Below are 20,038 nucleotides of genomic sequence, written 5' to 3'. Positions count from 1 at the left end.
TGACTTGCTCCTCTTGATGATGAACTGGGCAACCGGGACAGTCTTACATCTTCGCCAGCAGGTCCACCGAGAAGACCAGCGTGGACTTGGCGGGGATGGTCTGCTGGGCCTTGTCGCCGAAGCCCTGGTCCGGCGGGATGACGAGCAGCACCCGGCTGCCGATCTTCTTGCCGACCAGCCCGTTCTTCAGGCCCTTCAGGGTGACCTGGGCGAGCGGGAAGGTCTGCGTCTTGCCCGCCGCGTAGGTGCTGTCGAAGGTCTTGCCGTCCTTCCACGTCAGTCCGACGTAGCTCACGACGACGCTGTCGGTGTCCTTCACGACCTCGCCCTTGGACTCCAGGATGTAGTTGGAGACCAGCTTCTTCGGCGGGTCGCTCTTGGCCGGGATGGTGACCTTGGGCGCCTTGCCGTCCGTGTTGGTGCCGACCTTCGGGAGGTCGATGTTGTCCTGGGCGACCTCGGTGCCCTTGGCGGAGGACGGGATCTGCGTCGCCTTCAGGACGTCGACGACGAAGACGAGCGTGGCGTTGGGCTTGATGTCGCCCTGCCCCTGGGCGCCGTAACCGAGGTCCGGCGGGATGACCAGCTGGACCCGGCTGCCGACCTTCTGGCCGACGAGGCCCTTGTCCCAGCCCTGGATGACCATGCCGGCGCCGAGGGTCAGGTCGAACGGCTGCTTGCGGTCGAAGCTGTTGTCGAACGGCTTGTCGGAGTCCCAGGACTGGCCGAGGTAGTTGACCTGGATCGCGTCGCCGTTCTTGAGCGTGGCGCCGTCGCCCTCGCTGACGACTCTGGTCTTCAGCTCCTTGGGCGGGTTGCCCGTGCCCTTGGCCAGGGTGGGCTTCTCCCCGAACTTCGCGCCCGCGGTGATCGCGGGGAAGCCGTCCTTCGACGGGGCGGAGGCGGAAACGGAATCGGAAGCGGAGCCCTTCTCGTCGCCGCAGCCCGTTGCCAGCAGCAACAGGGGTACGACGAGAAGGCCGGCGAGTCGGCGCACTGGTTCCTCAGATCTCAGACGGCACGATTGATTGGGTCCCCGACACTCTAGGGCGTACGCGGGGCCCCGTACGAGGAACGTACGGGGCCCTGCGTCGCGTCGTCGGCCGGGCTTCTCCCGTGCCGGGTCACATACCCGCGATCAGCTTCTCGACACGGTCGTCCACCGAACGGAACGGGTCCTTGCACAACACGGTGCGCTGCGCCTGGTCGTTGAGCTTGAGATGCACCCAGTCGACGGTGAAGTCCCGCCGCTGTTCCTGCGCCCTGCGGATGAAGTCGCCGCGCAGCCGCGCCCTGGTCGTCTGCGGGGGCACGGACTTGCCCTCGAAGATCTTCAGGTCGTTGCAGACGCGGGCGGCCTGCCCCTTGCGTTCCAGCAGGTAGTACAGACCGCGACGACGGTGGATGTCGTGGTACGCGAGGTCTATCTGGGCGACCCGCGGGTGCGACATGGTCATGTTGTGCTTGGCCCGGTACCGCTCGATGAGCTTGTACTTCATCACCCAGTCGATCTCGGTCTCGATCCGGTCGAGGTCCTCGGCCTCGACCGCGTCGAGCGTACGGCCCCAGAGCTCCAGCACCTGGGCGACCGTCCCGGTGCGGATGCCGCGGCGGTCGACGAAGTCGACGGCCTTCTCGTAGTACTCGCGCTGCACCTCGATGGCCGACGCCTCGCGGCCGCTGGCCAGGCGCACCTTGCGCTGCCCGGTGGTGTCGTGGCTGACCTCGCGGATCGCCCGGATCGGGTTCTCCAGCGTCAGGTCCCGCATCACCGTGCCCGCCTCGATCATGCGGAGCACCAGGTCGGTCGCGCCGACCTTGAGCAGCATGGTCGTCTCGGACATGTTGGAGTCGCCGACGATGACGTGGAGGCGGCGGTACCGCTCCGCGTCCGCGTGCGGTTCGTCTCGCGTGTTGATGATCGGACGGGAACGCGTCGTCGCGGAACTGACGCCCTCCCAGATGTGCTCGGCACGCTGGCTGACGCAGTAGACGGCGCCCCGGGGGGTCTGCAGCACCTTGCCCGCGCCGCAGATCAGTTGCCTCGTGACGAGGAAGGGAATGAGGATGTCCGCGAGCCGGGAGAATTCACCGTGTCGTGCCACCAGGTAGTTCTCGTGGCAGCCGTAGGAATTCCCCGCGGAGTCGGTGTTGTTCTTGAAGAGATAGACGTCGCCCGCGATTCCCTCCTCGTGCAGGCGGCGTTCGGCGTCGACGAGCAGACCTTCGAGAATGCGCTCACCGGCCTTGTCGTGGGTGACCAGTTCGGTCAGGTTGTCGCATTCGGGGGTTGCATATTCCGGATGCGATCCCACGTCGAGGTAGAGGCGGGCGCCGTTCCGCAGAAAGACATTGCTGCTGCGGCCCCATGACACAACACGGCGGAAGAGGTAGCGCGCCACTTCGTCAGGGGACAGTCGGCGCTGTCCCCTGAACGTGCACGTGACGCCGTACTCGTTCTCCAGCCCGAAAATGCGGCGGTCCATGACTGAACATTACGCCTGATGGCCTGAGCTGAAACCGGGTTCGACAGCACCGTTTCGATCATTTTCCGATCCCCGTACTGCAACGGCGGTGCGGACGGGAACTGCCAGTACCCGTCCGGTGGTCAGCAGAACGAGGAGTGCCGCCACTCCACCGGCCGCAGCGACGGCGAAACTCCACGCCGTGCCGCCCAGCTCGACGGCCGGGCCCGCCACGGCCGTTCCGACCGCGGCGCCCACCCCGAACGTCGTCACCAGCCAGGAGAACGCCTCGGTCACGGTGCCCCTCGGGGCGTGCCGGTCGACCACGATGAACGAGCAGGCGATCGCGGGGGCCAGGAAGACCCCGGCCAGTGCCGCCAGCGCGGTCATGGCGGCCACGCCCGGCGTCAGCATCAGCGGCAGGTAGCCCAGCGCCAGCAGGGCGACGATGACCCGCAGCCGGCGCTCCGGGGCCCCGGCCCACTGCCGCGCCCCGTACACCGCGCCGCCGATCAGCGCGCCCAGCCCGAGCGCGGCCATCAGCCAGCCGTACACCGACTCGCGGCCGTGGTCGTCGGCGTAGGCCACGCCGGCCACCGTGATCGAGCCCAGTGCCAGTCCGACGAAGAAGAACGAGCCGAGCAGCACCAGCAGCCCCGGCGAGCGCAGCGCGCCCAGCCAGTGCGCCTCGCGGGGCGCGGAGCGCCAGGTGCGGGACGGTTCGGAGAGGACGACGGAGAGCGCCCCCAGCACCCCCAGCACATTGATGACGAGCAGGGCCGCGGCGGGCGACCAGAGCGAGACGAGCACCGTGACCAGGAGCGGGCCCAGGGTGAACATGACCTCCTGGGCGACGGCGTCCATGGCGTACGCCCGGTGCACCCGGTCCTCGCCGCCCAGGACGCTCGGCCACAGGGCCCGCAGGCCGCCCTCCAGCGGCGGCGTGAAGAGCCCGGCCACGACGACCGCCCCGTAGGCCAGGGGCAGCGAGCCGAGGCCCACCGCGGCCAGCAGGACCATGCCCAGCGCCGAGACCACCGAGGCCGGGAGCTGGACGCGCGGCTGGCCGTACAGGTCCACGGCGCGGCCCAGCAGCGGCTGGCCGACGGCGGTGGACAGCCCGTACACGGCCGCGAGCGCGCCGGCGAGGGTGTAGCTGCCGCCCTCGGCCCGGGTGAAGAGCACGATCGCGATGTGGCCGGTACCGCTCGGCAGTCGCCCCAGCAGGGTGCCCGCCAGCAGCCGCGCGGCGTGTTTCGCCCGGAGGATGTCCAGATATCCCGCGGCCATGTCCGTCGCCCCTCTCCCTCGGGCGCTCTTCGGCCACCCAGAGGTTTTACGTATAACGTCGAGGCTCATACGTACCATGTGCCCAGTCCGCAGGTCCACCTCGCAGCGCCTGCCCCGATCGGCCCGGAGGCCCGAGTGACCAGCGCACCACAGCCCGTACCGACCCGGCCCACCAGCCGCGACGTCGCCCGGGCCGCGGGCGTCTCCCAGGCCACCGTCTCCCTCGTGCTCGGCGACAAGTGGCGGGGCCGGGTCTCCGCGGCCACCGCGGAGCGCGTCCGGCACACCGCCCACGGGCTCGGCTACCGGCCCAATCTCGCCGCCCGCAATCTCCGCCTCGGCCGTACCAGGACCGCGCTGCTGGTCGTCCCCGCGCTCACCAACGAATTCTTCGCGCGCGTCTACACGGGGGCCGCCGCGGTAGCCGCCGAACACGACTTCGGGGTCGTCCTCTACCCGTCCCCCGAGGGCACCGGGCCGGCCCGGGACCCCTTCGCCTCGGCGAGCGCCTCCCTGGACGGCGTGATCGCCTCCTCCATGGCCGCCGGCGCCCTGGACGCGCTGCGCGGTGCGGCCCTGCCGCTGGTCATGCTCGACAGCGACCCGGCGGACGGCGGGGTCGCTGCCCACGTCAATCTCGACGTCGCCGACGGCATGCGGCAGGTGGCGGAGCACCTGCTCGCCCTCGGCCACCGCCGCTTCGTCCACCTCGCGTCGGCGGTCGACTCCTGGACCTTCGTGGTGCGCGGCCGGGCCCTGCACGAGACGCTGCGGGCGGCTCCCGGCACCTGTGTGCGGACCGTCACCGCGGCGCTCGACGTACACGCGGGCCGCACGGCGGCCGAGCAGGCCCTCGCCGCCCCCGGCCCCCGGCCCACCGCCATCGTCTGCGACGACGACATCCTCGCCGCGGGTGCCTGCAAGGCCGCCCGCAGGCTGGGCCTGCGGGTGCCCGGCGACCTCTCGGTCACCGGCTTCGACGACCTGTCCCTGGCCACGGCCGTCGAGCCGGAGCTCACCACCGTGCGGCTGCCCGCCGAGCAGGTCGGCGAGCGCGGCATGGCGGCCCTGCTGGCGGTCCTGGACGACCGCCCGGTCGAGCCCGGCAGCCTGCCGGTGCGCCTGGTCGCCCGCGGTTCCTCGGCGGCCGCCCGCCCATGACCGCGCCCCGGCCCGCCGGGAGGCGGACCGGGGCGTGCGTCACCGCGACGGGCTACTTCTCGGAGGACTCCACGTCCCCGCCGGAGTCGGCCGACCCGGTGGTGTCCGTCGGGGCCGCGGCGGCCCCGTCCTCGGTGTCGGAGGGGGCGTCCGTCGGCGCGGAGCCGCCGTCCGCCTCCAGCAGCCGCGCCAGCTGCCGCCCGACGATCCGCTTGAACTTCCGCTGCTGCGGTCGCGTACGGTCCAGGACCGCGACCTCCAGCCGCTCTGCGGGGATCTCCCGCTCGCTGCCGTTGGGGTCGCGCGACAGCGCCTGCACCGCCAGCTTGAGCGCCTCGGCGAGCGTCATCCCGTCCCGGTGCCGCTGGTCCAGGAAGGTGCTGATCTGCTCGGCGTTGCCACCGACCGCGACCGAGCCGTGCTCGTCGACGATCGAACCGTCGTGCGGCAGCCGGTAGATCTGGTCGCCCTCGGGCTCGGTGCCCACCTCGGCGACCACCAGCTCCACCTCGTACGGCTTCTCGGCCGCGCTGGAGAAGATGGTGCCCAGCGTCTGCGCGTAGACGTTGGCCAGCCCACGGGCCGTCACGTCGTCGCGGTCGTAGGTGTATCCGCGCAGATCGGCGTAGCGCACGCCGCCGATGCGGAGGTTCTCGTACTCGTTGTACTTGCCGGCGGCGGCGAAGCCGATCCGGTCGTAGATCTCGCTGAACTTGTGCAGCGCGCGGGACGGGTTCTCGCCGACGAACACAATGCCGTCGGCATACTGCAGCACAACCAGGCTGCGACCACGGGCGATGCCCTTCCGGGCGTATTCCGCCCGGTCGGCCATGGCCTGCTGGGGTGAGACATAGAACGGCGTCGACACCGGTTATCCGTCCCTTTCTGTCAGTGACGAGAGCATCGGAGAGGCAGCGGAACGGCGGTCAGAGCAGCGCGGCGCGCGGGCCGTCGGGCTGTTCCATCCGGCGTTCGAGGACCGAGCGGGCGATCTCGGAGGATTCCGTGTCGTCCAGCCTCCGGTAGCCCTCGTCGGTGATGACGGTGACGATCGGATAGATCCGCCGGCCCACGTCCGGACCGCCGGTCGCCGAGTCGTCGTCGGCCGCGTCGTACAGCGCCTGTACGACCAGGGTGAGCGCCTCCTGCTCCGTCAGGTCGTCGCGGTAGAGCTTCTTCATCGAGCTGCGGGCGAAGACCGATCCCGAGCCGGTGGCCGCGTACCCGTGCTCCTCCGAACGGCCGCCGGTCACGTCGTACGAGAAGATCCGTCCCTTCTCGCGGTCGATGTCGAAGCCCGCGAAGAGCGGCACGACGGCGAGGCCCTGCATGGCCATCCCCAGATTGCTGCGGATCATCGTGGAGAGCCGGTTCGCCTTGCCCTCCAGCGAGAGCTGGGCGCCCTCGACCTTCTCGAAGTGCTCCAGCTCCAGCTGGAACAGCTTGACCATCTCCACGGCCAGCCCGGCCGTGCCGGCGATGCCCACCGAGGAGTACTCGTCGGCCGGGAAGACCTTCTCGATGTCGCGCTGCGCGATCACGTTGCCCATGGTCGCCCGCCGGTCACCGGCCAGGACCACCCCGCCGGGGAAGGTCACCGCGACGATGGTCGTCCCGTGCGGCGCCTCGACGGCCCCCTGGAGGGGCGGCAGGCTGCGGTTGCCCGGGAGCAGCTCCGGGGACTGGTCGGACAGGAAGTCCATGAACGAAGAGGATCCCGGCGTCAGGAAGGCAGCTGGTAGACGCCCGGTGCTACGAGTGTTGGCTTCCACGCGTTTCCCTCCAGGTAAGCGACGGCCCCGAACCGGATGTCGGGATCGTCTCCCAACTCGCCGACGGCCGAATTGCAGTTGATGCGGTTACGCCACGGACCCTACCCGTCCCGTGGCGGTGATCCACATGAACCGCGGGGGCAGCTGCACGGCTCGCGGTGCCGCTTGTGGCCGCGCGGTACGGGCCGACCGGGCCCGTACCGCGCGTACCGCTTCCCACTCCCCCGCGTTCACACTTGTGAATTACTGTCCGCCCTTTTGGACGAACGAACGCACGAAGTCCTCGGCGTTCTCCTCGAGCACGTCATCGATCTCGTCCAGGACCGAGTCGACGTCGTCGCTCAGCTTCTCCTGGCGCTCCTTGAGGTCCTCGGACGCCTGCGCGTCCTGCGCCTGCTCCTCGACCTCCTCGGTGGAACGCGTCGCCTTCTGCTGTCCGCCGCCGGTGTCCTTGGTCGCCATATAGCTCACCCCGCTCGGTTCGAAGCACTTGATCAGACCCTACCCACGGGCTCCGACATCGGCCCGGTACTTTCCCTCAACGTCCGGGGGTCATCCCGATGATTCCCCGATCCCGGCCCTTTCAGCCGCCGGACAGCACCTGGACCAGCTCCTCCGCCGTGCGGCAGCGGTCCAGGAGGTCCTTGACGTGTTCACGGGTCCCGCGCAGCGGCTCCAGGGTGGGCACCCGCTGCAACGAGTCGTGTCCCTGGAGGTCGAAGATGACCGAGTCCCAGGAGGCCGCGGCCACGTCGTCGGCGTACTGCTCCAGGCAGCGGCCCCGGAAATAGGCCCTGGTGTCCTCCGGAGGCTTCGTACGGGCCTTCTCGACCTCGCCCTCGTCCAGCAGGCGCTTCATCTTCCCGCGGGCCGCCAGACGGTTGTAGAGCCCCTTCTCGGCCCTCACGTCGGCGTACTGGAGGTCCACCAGGTGCAGGCGCGCCGCGTCCCAGTCCAGGCCGTCCCGGCGGCGGTAGCCCTCCATGAGCTCCCGCTTGGCGACCCAGTCGAGCTCGCCGGACAGGCTCATCGGGTCGTTCTCCAGCCGGTTGAGAGTGTCCTCCCAGCGGACCAGGACGTCCTTGGTCTGCTCGTCGGCGTCCGCCCCGTACCGCTCCTCGACGTACTTGCGGCCCAGCTCGAAGTACTCCATCTGCAACTGGACCGCCGTGAGGGTGCGGCCGCTGCGCAGCGTGACGAGGTATTGCAGGGTCGGGTCGTGGGAGACGTGGTGCAGGGTGCGCACCGGCTGGTCCACCGCGAGGTCCACGTTGATGAAGCCGTCCTCGATCATGGACAGGACCAGGGCGGTGGTGCCGAGCTTGAGATAGGTGGAGATCTCCGAGAGGTTCGCGTCGCCGATGATCACATGGAGCCGGCGGTACTTCTCCGCGTCGGAGTGGGGCTCGTCCCGGGTGTTGATGATGGGGCGCTTGAGGGTGGTCTCCAGGCCGACCTCGACCTCGAAGTAGTCGGCGCGCTGACTGATCTGGAAGCCGTGCTCGTGGCCGTCCTGGCCGATTCCCACGCGCCCCGCCCCGGTGACCACCTGGCGGGAGACGAAGAACGGGGTCAGGTGGCGCACGATGTCGGAGAACGGCGTCTCCCGCTTCATCAGGTAGTTCTCGTGCGTGCCGTACGAGGCGCCCTTGTTGTCGGTGTTGTTCTTGTAGAGGTGGATCGGCTGGGCGCCGGGCAGCTGGGCCGCCCGTTCGGCCGCCTCGGCCATGATCCGTTCGCCGGCCTTGTCCCAGAGGACGGCGTCCCGCGGATTGGTGACCTCCGGGGAGCTGTACTCCGGGTGCGCGTGGTCCACGTAGAGACGGGCGCCGTTGGTGAGGATGACGTTGGCGAGGCCGATGTCCTCGTCGGTGAGCTGGCTGGAGTCGGCGGACTCGCGCGCGAGGTCGAAGCCCCGCGCGTCCCGCAGCGGGTTCTCCTCCTCGAAGTCCCAGCGGGCGCGGCGCGCCCGGTGCATCGCCGCCGCGTAGGCATTGACGATCTGGGACGAGGTGAGCATGGCATTGGCGTTGGGGTGGCCGGGGACGGAGATCCCGTACTCCGTCTCGATGCCCATTACTCGACGTACGGTCATGCGGCCCTCCTTGCCCGGCGGCGCTCCCCTCGGGGGGCGGCGCTCAAATACCGCTGCTTGTCGGTGCGCGTGCACGGCCCGTCCACGCACTGCGCGACCGGGCGGTACGCAAGAGCCTAGAGCGCCTCTGTGCCGACGGGGAGATCAATTACGTCATTGCCGCGGTGTCGCGCGAGCTGTCCGGAAAAGCAACCGGCTGCGGATGCCCGGGCCGGGCATCCGCAGCCGGACCGCGCTCTACAGGTACTGGCCGGTATTCGCCACCGTGTCGATGGAACGGCCGGTGTCCGCGCCCTGCTTTCCGGTGACGAGCGTACGGATGAAGACGATCCGCTCGCCCTTCTTGCCGGAGATACGGGCCCAGTCGTCCGGGTTGGTGGTGTTCGGCAGGTCCTCGTTCTCCTTGAACTCGTCCACGCAGGCCTGGAGGAGATGGGAGACGCGAAGGCCCTTCTGACCCTGCTCGAGGAAGGCCTTGATGGCCATCTTCTTGGCCCGGTCGACGATGTTCTGGATCATCGCGCCGGAGTTGAAGTCCTTGAAGTACAGGACTTCCTTGTCGCCGTTGGCGTACGTGACTTCGAGGAAGCGGTTCTCCTCGGACTCGGTGTACATCCGCTCGACGACGGACTGGATCATGGCCTGGGCCGCCGCCTCCTTGGAGCCGGTGTGCTCCGCGAGGTCGTCCGCGTGCAGCGGCAGCGAAGGCGTGAGGTACTTCGCGAAGATGTCCTTCGCGGCCTCCGCGTCCGGACGCTCGATCTTGATCTTCACGTCGAGGCGGCCGGGGCGCAGGATCGCGGGGTCGATCATGTCCTCGCGGTTGGAGGCGCCGATGACGATGACGTTCTCCAGGCCCTCGACACCGTCGATCTCGGCGAGCAGCTGGGGGACGATGGTGTTCTCCACGTCCGAGCTGACACCGGATCCCCGGGTGCGGAAGAGGGATTCCATCTCGTCGAAGAAGACGATGACGGGAGTGCCCTCGCTCGCCTTCTCACGAGCACGCTGGAAGACCAGTCGGATGTGCCGCTCGGTCTCGCCGACGTACTTGTTGAGGAGTTCCGGACCCTTGATGTTGAGGAAGTAGCTCTTGCCCGCCGGCTGGCCGGTGACTTCGGCGACCTTCTTGGCGAGGGAATTGGCGACGGCCTTGGCGATGAGCGTCTTGCCGCAACCGGGCGGACCGTAGAGCAGAATGCCCTTCGGCGGCCGCAGTTCGTGTTCCTTGAAGAGGTCGGGGTGGAGATAGGGGAGTTCGACCGCGTCCCGGATCAGTTCGATCTGGTCGCCCAGGCCACCGATCTTGTCGTAGTCGATGTCCGGCACTTCTTCGAGGACGAGTTCCTCGACCTCGCTCTTGGGGACCACTTCGTAGACGTAGCCGGACCTGGGTTCGAGCAGCAGGGCGTCGCCGGGGCGGATGGTGATGTCCAGCAGCGGCTCGGCGAGCCGCACCACCCGCTCCTCGTCGGTGTGCCCGATGACCAGGGCCCGCTCGCCGTCCTCGAGGACTTCCTTGAGGGTGACGATGTCCCCGGCCCGCTCGAATTCCATGGCGTCGACCACGTTGAGCGCTTCGTTGAGCATGACTTCCTGGCCGCGCCGGAGGTCTTCGAGCTCAACACTGGGACTGACGTTCACCCGGAGTTTCCGGCCTCCGGTGAAGATGTCGCAGGTGCCGTCCTCATTGCCCTGCAGAAACACACCGAATCCGGCCGGCGGCTGTGCGAGCCGGTCGACTTCTTCCTTGAGGGCCACGATCTGGTCGCGGGCCTCACGGAGTGTGTTGGCGAGCCGCTCGTTCTGCGCGGACACGCCCGCCAGGTTGGTCTGCAACTCGACGATCCGCTCTTCGAGAATCCTCGTATGGCGCGGAGAGTCGGCGAGCTTACGTCGCAGGACGGCGATTTCCTGCTCGAGATAGGCGACCTGGCCGGCTGGGTCTTCGGACCCCCGTCCGGGCCGGATGCCGCGGTTGATGTCGTCGTCGTGGGCTGCCACGGTCCTCACCTCCTCCAAGGGGAGCTGGACGCTTCCTGACCCTACCTGGGTGGGTGATGATTGAAACCCCTAGATCACAAAGACTGCGGGGCGTGTCCGATCTTCACCCTTGCGTTCCCCCTCGTGTCAGGGGGAATACCCACCCTTCAACATCGGAAAGCGGCCAGTTGTATCGTCGGACCGTCCAACACCCGTCGGGGCTGGCTTCTTTTGGTTCGTATACGCAGGGAACGGCAGGAGAAATGACCGTGCAGCAGGACGCGCCCAACGGTGGCGACGCACAGGATCTGGAGGTCTGGATCGATCAGGACCTCTGCACGGGAGACGGCATCTGCGTCCAGTACGCCCCCGAGGTGTTCGAGCTGGACATCGACGGCCTGGCGTACGTGAAGAGCGCCGACGACGAGTTGCTGCAGGACAGGGGCGCGACGACGCCGGTGCCGCTGCCGCTCCTCCAGGACGTCGTCGACTCGGCCAAGGAGTGCCCGGGCGACTGCATCCATGTGCGTCGCGTTTCGGACAGGGTCGAGGTGTACGGCCCCGAGGCCGCCTGATCCGGCGGACCGGGCCCCGGGGGCACGTGCGGTGATCGCTCAGACACCGGCCGGGGCCGGGGCGGTGGCGCGGACGAACGCGCCGCCCCGCCACTGCCACGTGACCTCTTCCCGCTGGTCCGGGCAGCAGCTCGGCACCTCCATCGAGGAATAGCCGAGCAGAGTGGCGGAAATGATTCCGTCACGCACCCCGAAATCACCGATGCTCATCTTCTGGGAAGGGTCCACCAGGGTCGCCACGACCCGGGGTGTGGTCCCGGTCCCGTTGGTGAGGACGTAGACGCCGCTGGGCGGGGTGCCCGAGCCGGCCGCGCAGTGGACCACGGCGACGGTCTCGGGGCGTGCGTCGCCGTCGAGGTCGCCGGTGGCCTGCTTGGCCACGGTGCTGTCCCGCCCCGCGCAGTCCAGGGGGAAGGTCGCCCGTGCCGGATCGGGGGCGGTGGCGGCCGGTGTGCCGTGCTGCGTCGCCGTGCGGTGCGGGGTCGAGGCCGACGCCGAGGCCACGGGGTCCGGCTGGAGCGCGCCGGCGGCCGCGATGACGGCGGCCATGGCCGTCGCGGTGGCGAGCCAGTGCAGCGGCTTGGTGTCGGTGTGCGCGAGGTCCGGGAGCTCGGAGGTCTGCACGCGGGATGTCTCCTGTGGTTCCTGTGGTTCGAGGATGCCTGGACGGGCGGTGCGCCGGTGGGTCTTCTGCGGTGGCGTGGGTGGGCCAGCATCGTGCCACACCTCACAGGGCGGAGGAACGGTGGGGTCGGTACGGATCCGGGCCCGCGGGGGCGGTTTCCCCCACGGGCGGTTTCCCCCACGGACAACGAAGAGGCGCCGCCGTCCGGTTCCCGGGTCGCTCCGGGAACTCGGCGGCGGCGCCGGTGCGTTGCAGCGGGTCGGCCGCGTACGGGTCAGCCGCGCGACGAGGAGCCGCTCTGGCTGCCGGGGCCGTCGTAGTCCTCGCCGTAGGCGCCCTTGGCGGGCCGGCGGCGGCGCAGCGGGGGCTCCACACCGTCGGCCAGGCGGCGGGCGGTGACGAGGAAGCCGGTGTGGCCGATCATGCGGTGGTCCGGACGGACGGCCAGGCCCTCGACGTGCCAGTTGCGGATCATCGATTCCCAGGGCTGCGGTTCGGCGAAGCAGCCGATCTCACGGATGGACTCGACGGTCCGCGCGAGCTGGGTGGTGGTGGCGACGTAGGCGCAGAGGATGCCGCCGGGCACCAGCGCCTTGGAGACGGCCTCCAGGCACTCCCAGGGGGCGAGCATGTCGAGGATGACCCGGTCGACGTCGGTGTCCGAGAGGTTGTCCTGGAGGTCGCCGACGGTGAGCTGCCAGGCGGGGTGCGGCTCGCCGAAGTAGCGCTCCACGTTCTGCTGGGCGATCTCGGCGAAGTCCTCGCGGCGCTCGTAGGAGTGCAGCATGCCCTGGTCGCCGATGGCGCGCAGCAGGAAGGTGGAGAGCGAGCCGGAGCCGACACCGGCCTCCACGACGCGGGCGCCGGGGAAGATGTCGGCGAAGGCCAGGATCTGCCCCGCGTCCTTGGGGTAGACCACGGCGGCGCCGCGGGGCATGGACAGGACGTAGTCGGGGAGCAGGGGACGCAGCGCGAGGTAGGCGACGTTTCCCGTGGTTCGGACCACACTGCCCTCGGGGGCACCGATCAGCTCGTCGTGCGGGAAAGAACCCTTGTGGGTGTGGAAGTTCTTCCCTGCTTCGAGCGTGAAGGTGTAGTGGCGTCCCTTGGGATCGGTGAGCTGGACCTGGTCCCCGACCTTGAAGGGCCCGCGTCGGCGGGCGGCACCGGTCGGTTCAGACATGTGACCAGCGTACCGGTGATTCCCCGGCCTCCGACCGCGAGCCCGGGGCGGACGGCGGGCGTTCAGGCGGCGGGCCGGGCCAGGGCTGCGACGAAGGCCCGCTCCACGTCGGCCGTGGAGAGCACTCCGTAGATCTCGCCGGTCTCCTCGACGACGAGGTACTCGGTCGCCGGGGTGGCCTTGAGCCGGTCCAGGAGTGCCTCGCCGGACAGTTCGGCGGAGACCCGCATGCCGTCGGTGAGGTCCTGGGCGAGGCCGCCGACGGCGACCCAGGGGCGGCGGTGTTCCGGCACGGAGACGATGGCGGTCTCGCGGACGAGGCCCTTCGGCTCGCCGTGGCCGTCGACGACGACCAGGGCGCGGGCACCCGCCTCGTTGGCCCTGCGCAGGGCCTCGGAGAGCGGGGTGTCGGCCTCCACCGGAACGGCTCGGCGGGTGAGGGTGCGGGCGCGCAGTTCGGGGAGGTGTTCGCGCAGCCGGGCCATGCGCAGGCTGTTGCCCGCCCCGGTCCAGATGATCGCGGCGAGGATGGCGGCGAGCAGCGCGTCGGTGACGGTGTCCATGCCGCTGAGCTCGGCGGGGTCGTTGCCGAAGGATCCGCTGTGGGTGAGCAGCGGCAGGCCGATCAGGGTGACGACGGCGAGGGCGCGGCCGACCCAGGCGGCGGCGACGGTGCCGCTCATCGGGCGTCCGGTGATCTTCCAGACGACGGCCCGGAGCATGCGTCCGCCGTCGAGCGGGAGGCCGGGCAGGAGGTTGAAGGCGGCCACCAGGAGGTTGGAGATCATCAGGCCGGCGAGCAGGACACCGGGCACGGTGCCGGGCTCGACGAACATCATCCCGAGGTAGAACAGGCCGGCGAGCACCAGGGAGAGCAGCGGACCGACGAAGGCGAGCAGGAACTCCCGGCCGGGGGTCTCGGACTCCTTCTCGATCTCGGAGACGCCGCCGAAGAACTGGAGCTGGATGCGGCGCACCGGCAGCTTGTAGCGCAACGCCATGACCGTGTGCGCGAGTTCGTGGACGAGCACGGAGGCGTAGAAGGCGATGGCGAAGAAGAGGGCGACCAGGTAGCGCGCCGCGCCGAGCTCCGGCAGCACCCGGTCGAGCTGCCCGCCGAAGACCCAGGTGATCAGTGCGGCCACGAGGAACCAGCTGGGTGCCACGTACACGGGCACGCCGAAGGGGCGGCCCATGAGGAGGCCGCCTCCGGGCTCTTCGGGGCGCTGCGGCCGGCCTCCGTCGGGGCCGGTCCCTGGTGCCGTTCCCCCGGCACCGGGCTGCGACCGCCCGCTGTCGCCGCTCTCGTCCACGAGGTCCCTTCGGTCGGTGCCCTGCGGCACGATCATGCAGTGTTCGAGGGTGTGTGGTCGATGGTATGCCGCCGACTGTCGGTGGCGGGCCGTAGGGTCTGCGACATGACCTCCCTGTCGCGGTCCCCCCAGCCGCCCTCGTCCCTGTCGCCGTCGCGGGCGAGCGATTTCATGCAGTGTCCGCTGCTGTACCGCTTCCGGGTCATCGACAAGCTGCCGGAGAAGCCCAGCGAGGCGGCCACCCGGGGCACGCTGGTGCACGCCGTGCTGGAGCGGCTCTTCGACAATCCCGCGGCGGAGCGCACGGCCGGCCGGGCCACGGCGCTGGTGCCCGGCCAGTGGGACCGGTTGCTGGAGTCGAGGCCGGAGCTGGCCGAGCTGTTCGCCGGGGACACCGGGGGCGAGCGGCTCGCGCGCTGGCTCTCCCAGGCGGAGGACCTGGTGGAGCGGTGGTTCTCGTTGGAGGACCCGACGCGGCTGGAGCCCGCCGAGCGTGAGCTGTTCGTCGAGACGGAGCTGGAGTCCGGGCTGCGGCTGCGCGGGGTGATCGACCGGATCGACGTCGCGCCGACGGGTGAGGTCCGGATCGTCGACTACAAGACGGGCAAGGCCCCGCGTCCGGAGTACGCGGAGGGTGCGCTGTTCCAGATGAAGTTCTACGCCCTGGTGATCTGGCGGCTGAAGGGCGTGGTGCCGCGCCGGCTCCAGCTCGTCTACCTCGGCAGCGGGGACATCCTGACGTACGACCCGGTGGTGGCGGACCTGGAGCGGGTGGAGCGCAAGCTGCTGGCCCTCTGGGACGCGATCCGGCTGGCCACGGAGACGGGCGAGTGGCGGCCCCGGCCGACGAAGCTCTGCGGCTGGTGCGACCACCAGTCGGTCTGTCCCGAATTCGGTGGCACTCCCCCGGTGTATCCGCTGTCGGTCCGCCCGGCCGGGTCCGAGCCGGAGGAGCAGGGCAGAATGGACCCGGTCCGCACTGAGGCCGGCCGGCCTGTGGCCCCCGAAGGACCCTGAAGGAGACCCTGTGGCTATCCGCGTCCTACTGGTCGACGATCAACCGCTGCTGCGCACCGGCTTCCGGATGATTCTGGAGGCGGAGGGGGATCTCGCGGTGGTGGGCGAGGCCGGTGACGGTCTCCAAGCTCTCGACCAGGTGCGGGCGCTGCAGCCCGATGTGGTGCTGATGGACATCCGCATGCCGCGGATGGACGGTGTGGAGGCGACGCGCCAGATCACCGGTCCCGGCCGGGACGGTCCGGCGAAGGTGCTGGTGCTGACCACGTTCGACCTCGACGAGTACGTGGTGGAGGCGCTGCGCGCGGGCGCCAGCGGCTTCCTGCTGAAGGACGCCCCGGCCAATGAGCTGGTGCAGGCCATCCGGGTGGTCGCGGCGGGTGAGGCGATGCTCGCCCCGAGCATCACCCGCAGGCTGCTCGACAAGTACGCGGACCACCTGCCGTCCGGCGAGGATCCCGTGCCCGACACGCTGCACACGCTGACCGACCGCGAGGTCGAGGTGCTGAAGCTGGTGGCCCGCGGCCTGTCGAACGCGGAGATCGCCGCGGATCTGTTCGTCAGCGAGACGACGGTGAAGACGCACGTCGGGCACGTGCTGACCAAGCTCGGGCTGCGCGACCGGGTGCAGGCCGCCGTGTACGCGTACGAGAGCGGCCTGGTGCGCCCCGGGGCCCAGTGAGGCGGTGCCGGGCACGGGCCCGGCCTGCGGTGACGTGCCGCCGCCCGGACGCCCTCGCGGGGCGCCCGGGCGGCGGGGCGGTCAGGTGGTGCCCTCCTCCAGTTCCCAGAGCTGGAGTTCGCCGGAGGAGTTGAGCGCCCATTCGACCCCGACGAGGCCCTCGCGGGAGGCGGCGTACTGCTTGCCCTGCCAGATCGGCAGTACGGGGACGTCGGTGGCGACGAGGTCCTGGAGCTTCTCGAAGGTTCCGGCCGCGGCACTGCGGTCGGTCACGCGCCGGGACTCCGGGATGAGCTTCTTCTGCGCCAGGGTCGACTTGTAGGGCGAGTTGAGGAAGTTGTTCTTGTCGAGGAACGGCGCCGTGTAGTTGTCCGGGTCCGGGAAGTCGGGGAACCACCCCATGCCGTAGACGGCGTAGTCGCCGCGCACCTGGGCGGGGCGGAACTTCGCCCAGGGGGTGCCCTTGACGGTGACGTCGAACAGCCCGGTGTCGTCGAGCTGCTTCTTCAGCGTCCGGAACTCCTCGGCCGTCCCGGTGCCGAAGTGGTCGGTCGTGTAGTGCAGGGTGAGCTTCACCGGGGTGTCGATGCGCCCGGCCCGCAGGATCTTCTCCGCCTTGGCGGTGCTGGGCTCGCCGTACTTGTTGTAGAACGAGTTGGCGTGTCCGGTGATGCTGGACGGGATCAGCGAGTACAGCGGCTCGGCCGTGGCGCCGTACACCTCGCTCGCGATCTCGCCGCGGTCGACGACCTGCGCCATGGCCTGGCGGACCGCCCGGCTCTTCACGGTCTCGTCGTCGGTGTCGAAGCCGAGGTAGCGGATGGCGAGCCCGGGCATCTCGGTGAGCTTGACGTCCTCCTTCGGCTTCTCCAGCATCCGCCGGGCCTGCTCGGGCGTCATGGTGCGGGTCATCATGTCGATCTTCTTGCTGTCGAAGGCCTTCTCCATCGCCTTCGCGTCGGGGAGGAGGGCCAGCTCGACCTCCTCGTTCCGCACCTTCAGGTCTCCCCTGTAGAGGGGGTTCCTGGTGAAGACGACCTTGACGACCTTGTCGTGCTCGACCTCCGGTTTCATGGTGTACGGGCCGGAGCCGTTCACCTGGAACCCGGTCCGTGCGGACTTCGCGTCGTACTCGGTCCGCGGCACGATCCCCGCGACGGGGGTGGAGAGCTTGTACGGGAACGTGGCGTCCGGTGTGCGGAGGTGGAAGACGACCTCCCGCTCGTTCGGCGTCTCGACCGTGTCGACGTTGGCGAGCAGGGCGCCGGGCCCGTTGGGGGTGTCGATGCGGATGACCCGGTCGACGGAGTACTTCACGTCGTCGGACGTGATCCTCCTGCCGTTGGTGAACTTGAGGTCGCTGCGCAGTTCGCAGCGGTAGCTCTCGTTCTGGGTGTCCGTGAAGGAGCAGCTCTCGGCCGCCTCGGGCACCGGCAGGCCACCGCCGCGCGGCACGTGCATCAGGGTCTGCACGGTCTGCCGGAGCACGTTCCACGCACCGGCCTCATAGGCGACGGCGGGGTCGAACGGCGCGGGGTTGTCCTTCGAGGCGACGAACTGGTCCGTGGTGCCGACGACGACGGCGTCCCCGCCGCCGCCCCCGCCCGACGCGCCGCAGGCGGCGAGTACGGGTGCGAGCAGGCCGACGACGGCCGGCAGCACCAGAGTCTTGCGGTTCATCTTGGACGCTCTCCCTCATCCCGGTATCGAGAGAGCGACATTAGTAGGCACTGTCGGCAATGCCGTGCAGAGAAGTTCCGCCGCGCGATCGGGCGGCGGAAGGGAATAACCACGCACCGTTTCCCTGCGCCCGGAAGGGTTCGTTCGAATCGTCACCAATCAGGACTTTTCACTACCACAAAACGGGCACGCGGGTGGATCCTGAACAATTTTCAGGATTTATCGAGTGACAAAGCTCACGATTTCCTGTATTTGCAATCCCTGTCACACGCACGCCCCCGCACACGTGCGCGCGACAGAAAGCACACAATCATCACCGAGAGCTTTTCCTTTCATTCACAGAAACACTCTCGGTGCATGAATCACTGCATTCCCGTGACCAGTTCCCGGAGGAAAGCGAGGTCGACTTCCTCCAGCGAGTTCACGACCACCCGGCCGGAAGCGGGGGCGATGGGGGCGACGGACGGCACGGCGACCACCCGGCAGCCGGCGGCCTCCGCGGCGGCGACACCGGTCGCGGTGTCCTCGATGACGGCGCAGCGCTCGGGGGCGGCGCCGAAGCCGGAGGCGGCGGTGAGGTAGGGCTCCGGGTGCGGCTTCGTGCGGGAGACCTCGTCGCCCGCGACGGTGAGGGCGAAGTGGTGGTGCCCCACCGAGTCGAGCACCCGGTCGATGATCCGCCGGTGCGAGGCGGAGACCAGGGCGGTGGGGACCTCGTGCCTGGCCAGCTCGTCCAGGAGCCGTGCCGCGCCCGGCATCAGCGGTACGCCCCGGCCGATGCGCTTCTCGAAGCGGTCGTTGAGCAGCACGGTGAGTTCGTCGAGGGTGACGTCCGCGCCGGTGACGTCGATGAGGTAGCCGGCGCTGCGGGTCATCGGCCCGCCGACCACCACGTCCCGCCACGCCTCGTCGAGCCGGTGCCCGAGTTCGGCGAAGACCTCCACCTCGGCGTCCCACCAGAAGCCCTCGGTGTCGACGAGGGTGCCGTCCATGTCGAGCAGAACGGCCTGGAGCGCGGCGTCTTCGGCCGTGCGGGTCAAGGACGCGGGGACCGTACTGGTCATCGGCACACCTCCGTGAGGGACGAGAGGCCGGTCGCCTTTCCCGTGGGAAAGGCGACCGGCCTGCACTGGGCCGACAAGTGTACGACTTGTCCTGCTACCGCGCGTCGAACATCGTCTTACCGCGCGTTGAAGTATTTGGCCTCGGGGTGGTGGATGACGATCGCGTCGGTGGACTGCTCGGGGTGCAGCTGGAACTCCTCGGAGAGGTGCACCCCGATCCGCTCCGGCCGGAGCAGTTCGGCGATCTTCGCCCGGTCCTCCAGGTCGGGGCAGGCCCCGTAGCCCAGGGAGAAGCGCGCGCCGCGGTACTTCAGCGCGAACATGTCCTCGACGTCGTCGGGGTCCTCGCCGCCGAAGCCCAGTTCGGCGCGGACTCGGGCGTGCCAGTACTCGGCGAGGGCTTCGGCGAGCTGGACGGACAGTCCGTGGAGTTCGAGGTAGTCGCGGTAGGAGTTGGCCTCGAAGAGTTTGGCGGTTTCCTCGCCGATGCGGGAGCCGATGGTGACGACCTGGAGGCCGACGACGTCGGTCTGTCCGGATTCCTCTGGGCGGAAGAAGTCGGCGAGGCACAGGCGGCGGCCCCGGCGCTGGCGGGGGAAGGTGAAGCGGGTGCGTTCGGAGCCGTCCTCGTGGAGCAGGATCAGGTCGTCGCCCTTGGAGACGCAGGGGAAGTAGCCGTGGACCACGGCCGCTTCCAGGAGGTTTTCGGTGTGGAGCTTGTCGAGCCAGCCGCGCAGGTGGGGGCGGCCCTCGGTCTCCACCAGCTCCTCGTACGTCGGTCCGTCGCCGGCGCGGGCCTGCTTGAGTCCCCACTGCCCCTTGAAGAGGGCGCCCTCGTCGAGCCAGGAGGCGTACTCCTTGAGCTGGATGCCCTTGATGACCCGGGTGCCCCAGAAGGGGGGCGTGGGGACGGGGTTGTCGACCGCGACGTCGGAGCGGACGCCCTCCTGCGGCTCGTCCACCTCCAGTACCGCGGTGTCCCGCTTGGGCACCCGGCGCTGCTTCAGCTCGGGCAGCACCGCGCCCGGGACGCCGCGCTTGACCGCGACCAGTGCGTCCATCAGGCGCAGTCCCTCGAAGGCGTCGCGGGCGTAGCGGACCTCGCCCTCGTAGAGTTCGTGGAGGTCCTGTTC

General features: G+C 69.5%; 18 protein-coding genes and 1 pseudogene. 4 read left to right on the top strand and 15 right to left on the bottom strand.

What is annotated here, in order from left to right; translation table 11 throughout:
- Nucleotides 1-43: 43 nt before the first annotated feature.
- The 3 genes from ABZZ04_RS35300 to ABZZ04_RS35290 all read right to left on the bottom strand — a co-directional run bounded on the left by ABZZ04_RS35300 (nucleotide 44) and on the right by ABZZ04_RS35290 (nucleotide 3,755).
- On the bottom strand, nucleotides 44-997 hold the full coding sequence (locus ABZZ04_RS35300) for an FKBP-type peptidyl-prolyl cis-trans isomerase (RefSeq protein ID WP_356936316.1): 954 nt from the start codon (nucleotides 995-997) through the stop codon (nucleotides 44-46).
- Between the two features lie 127 nt (nucleotides 998-1,124).
- Nucleotides 1,125-2,486 carry a Pup--protein ligase gene (gene pafA, locus ABZZ04_RS35295; protein WP_093894153.1) on the bottom strand — a complete coding sequence of 454 codons (1,362 nt, stop codon included), beginning with the start codon at nucleotides 2,484-2,486 and terminating at the stop codon, nucleotides 1,125-1,127.
- A gap of 9 nt (nucleotides 2,487-2,495) precedes the next feature.
- On the bottom strand, nucleotides 2,496-3,755 hold the full coding sequence (locus tag ABZZ04_RS35290) for an MFS transporter (RefSeq protein WP_356936315.1): 1,260 nt from the start codon (nucleotides 3,753-3,755) through the stop codon (nucleotides 2,496-2,498).
- A gap of 135 nt (nucleotides 3,756-3,890) precedes the next feature.
- Here ABZZ04_RS35290 and ABZZ04_RS35285 point away from each other — a divergent pair, with 135 nt between their 5' ends.
- A complete protein-coding gene (locus ABZZ04_RS35285; protein ID WP_356936314.1) occupies nucleotides 3,891-4,916 on the top strand; it encodes a LacI family DNA-binding transcriptional regulator in 1,026 nt (341 codons plus the stop codon).
- A 52-nt stretch (nucleotides 4,917-4,968) separates the two neighbouring features.
- On the opposite strand, the gene prcA is transcribed toward ABZZ04_RS35285, so the two are convergent.
- The 6 genes and pseudogenes from prcA to arc form a co-directional block, all read right to left on the bottom strand.
- The gene (gene prcA / locus ABZZ04_RS35280) at nucleotides 4,969-5,784 is read right to left on the bottom strand and encodes a proteasome subunit alpha (protein ID WP_148833640.1); all 816 of its coding nucleotides are present in this window, start codon (nucleotides 5,782-5,784) and stop codon (nucleotides 4,969-4,971) included.
- A gap of 58 nt (nucleotides 5,785-5,842) precedes the next feature.
- Entirely contained in the window at nucleotides 5,843-6,688 is an 846-nt protein-coding gene (prcB, locus tag ABZZ04_RS35275) for a proteasome subunit beta (RefSeq protein ID WP_356936313.1), read from the bottom strand.
- A pseudogene (locus tag ABZZ04_RS35270) lies at nucleotides 6,640-6,830 on the bottom strand (endonuclease domain-containing protein); the annotation flags it as partial. The pseudogene ABZZ04_RS35270 and the gene prcB, both read right to left, overlap by 49 nt.
- Nucleotides 6,831-6,931: 101 nt before the next feature.
- Nucleotides 6,932-7,150: a ubiquitin-like protein Pup gene (locus ABZZ04_RS35265; protein WP_016325855.1), complete on the bottom strand. Its 219-nt coding sequence runs from the start codon at nucleotides 7,148-7,150 to the stop codon at nucleotides 6,932-6,934.
- 121 nt (nucleotides 7,151-7,271) lie between these two features.
- Nucleotides 7,272-8,783 (bottom strand): depupylase/deamidase Dop, encoded by a 1,512-nt coding sequence (gene dop, locus ABZZ04_RS35260; RefSeq protein ID WP_356936312.1) that lies wholly within the window; start codon nucleotides 8,781-8,783, stop codon nucleotides 7,272-7,274.
- A 237-nt stretch (nucleotides 8,784-9,020) separates the two neighbouring features.
- Complete coding sequence (gene arc / locus ABZZ04_RS35255) at nucleotides 9,021-10,787, bottom strand: proteasome ATPase (RefSeq protein WP_356936311.1); 1,767 nt, start codon at nucleotides 10,785-10,787, stop codon at nucleotides 9,021-9,023.
- Nucleotides 10,788-11,029: 242 nt separating this feature from the next.
- Here arc and ABZZ04_RS35250 point away from each other — a divergent pair, with 242 nt between their 5' ends.
- Nucleotides 11,030-11,341, top strand: coding sequence for a ferredoxin (locus tag ABZZ04_RS35250; RefSeq protein WP_356936310.1), 312 nt, complete (start codon nucleotides 11,030-11,032; stop codon nucleotides 11,339-11,341).
- Nucleotides 11,342-11,380: 39 nt separating this feature from the next.
- On the opposite strand, the gene ABZZ04_RS35245 is transcribed toward ABZZ04_RS35250, so the two are convergent.
- The 3 genes from ABZZ04_RS35245 to ABZZ04_RS35235 all read right to left on the bottom strand — a co-directional run bounded on the left by ABZZ04_RS35245 (nucleotide 11,381) and on the right by ABZZ04_RS35235 (nucleotide 14,462).
- Nucleotides 11,381-11,965, bottom strand: a complete 585-nt coding sequence (locus tag ABZZ04_RS35245) for a hypothetical protein (RefSeq protein WP_356936309.1) — start codon at nucleotides 11,963-11,965, stop codon at nucleotides 11,381-11,383.
- 275 nt (nucleotides 11,966-12,240) lie between these two features.
- Entirely contained in the window at nucleotides 12,241-13,149 is a 909-nt protein-coding gene (locus ABZZ04_RS35240; RefSeq protein ID WP_148833652.1) for a tRNA (adenine-N1)-methyltransferase, read from the bottom strand.
- 62 nt (nucleotides 13,150-13,211) lie between these two features.
- Nucleotides 13,212-14,462 carry a site-2 protease family protein gene (locus ABZZ04_RS35235; RefSeq protein WP_356936340.1) on the bottom strand — a complete coding sequence of 417 codons (1,251 nt, stop codon included), beginning with the start codon at nucleotides 14,460-14,462 and terminating at the stop codon, nucleotides 13,212-13,214.
- Between the two features lie 171 nt (nucleotides 14,463-14,633).
- Between ABZZ04_RS35235 and ABZZ04_RS35230 the strand changes: the two genes are divergently transcribed.
- Entirely contained in the window at nucleotides 14,634-15,479 is an 846-nt protein-coding gene (locus ABZZ04_RS35230) for a PD-(D/E)XK nuclease family protein (RefSeq protein ID WP_356936339.1), read from the top strand.
- Nucleotides 15,480-15,489: 10 nt separating this feature from the next.
- Entirely contained in the window at nucleotides 15,490-16,161 is a 672-nt protein-coding gene (locus ABZZ04_RS35225) for a response regulator transcription factor (protein ID WP_148833656.1), read from the top strand.
- An 81-nt stretch (nucleotides 16,162-16,242) separates the two neighbouring features.
- Here the strand turns inward: ABZZ04_RS35225 and ABZZ04_RS35220 are convergent, their stop codons facing one another.
- From ABZZ04_RS35220 to ABZZ04_RS35210, 3 genes are all read right to left on the bottom strand, one after another.
- Complete coding sequence (locus tag ABZZ04_RS35220; RefSeq protein WP_356936308.1) at nucleotides 16,243-17,841, bottom strand: ABC transporter substrate-binding protein; 1,599 nt, start codon at nucleotides 17,839-17,841, stop codon at nucleotides 16,243-16,245.
- A gap of 362 nt (nucleotides 17,842-18,203) precedes the next feature.
- Complete coding sequence (locus ABZZ04_RS35215) at nucleotides 18,204-18,905, bottom strand: HAD family phosphatase (protein ID WP_356936307.1); 702 nt, start codon at nucleotides 18,903-18,905, stop codon at nucleotides 18,204-18,206.
- 116 nt (nucleotides 18,906-19,021) lie between these two features.
- The coding region (locus tag ABZZ04_RS35210) for a vitamin B12 dependent-methionine synthase activation domain-containing protein (RefSeq protein ID WP_356936306.1) at nucleotides 19,022-20,038 on the bottom strand (1,017 nt) is incomplete at its 5' end.

The sequence above is a fragment of the Streptomyces sp. NPDC006435 genome, assembly GCF_040612315.1.
Classification (GTDB): Bacteria; Actinomycetota; Actinomycetes; order Streptomycetales; family Streptomycetaceae; genus Streptomyces.
Note: the sequence above shows the minus strand (reverse complement) of the source record. Positions and strands in the feature narration are given on the sequence as shown.

Bases quoted from the DNA above. Each gene is read 5' to 3' on its own strand.
- ABZZ04_RS35250 (WP_356936310.1), top strand. From the start codon at position 11,030: ATGACCGTGCAGCAGGACGCGCCCAACGGTGGCGACGCACAGGATCTG.
- ABZZ04_RS35220 (WP_356936308.1), bottom strand. From the start codon at position 17,841: ATGAACCGCAAGACTCTGGTGCTGCCGGCCGTCGTCGGCCTGCTCGCA.
- pafA (WP_093894153.1), bottom strand. From the start codon at position 2,486: ATGGACCGCCGCATTTTCGGGCTGGAGAACGAGTACGGCGTCACGTGC.
- ABZZ04_RS35290 (WP_356936315.1), bottom strand. From the start codon at position 3,755: ATGGCCGCGGGATATCTGGACATCCTCCGGGCGAAACACGCCGCGCGG.
- ABZZ04_RS35215 (WP_356936307.1), bottom strand. From the start codon at position 18,905: ATGACCAGTACGGTCCCCGCGTCCTTGACCCGCACGGCCGAAGACGCC.
- ABZZ04_RS35230 (WP_356936339.1), top strand. From the start codon at position 14,634: ATGCAGTGTCCGCTGCTGTACCGCTTCCGGGTCATCGACAAGCTGCCG.
- dop (WP_356936312.1), bottom strand. From the start codon at position 8,783: ATGACCGTACGTCGAGTAATGGGCATCGAGACGGAGTACGGGATCTCC.
- ABZZ04_RS35240 (WP_148833652.1), bottom strand. From the start codon at position 13,149: ATGTCTGAACCGACCGGTGCCGCCCGCCGACGCGGGCCCTTCAAGGTC.
- ABZZ04_RS35265 (WP_016325855.1), bottom strand. From the start codon at position 7,150: ATGGCGACCAAGGACACCGGCGGCGGACAGCAGAAGGCGACGCGTTCC.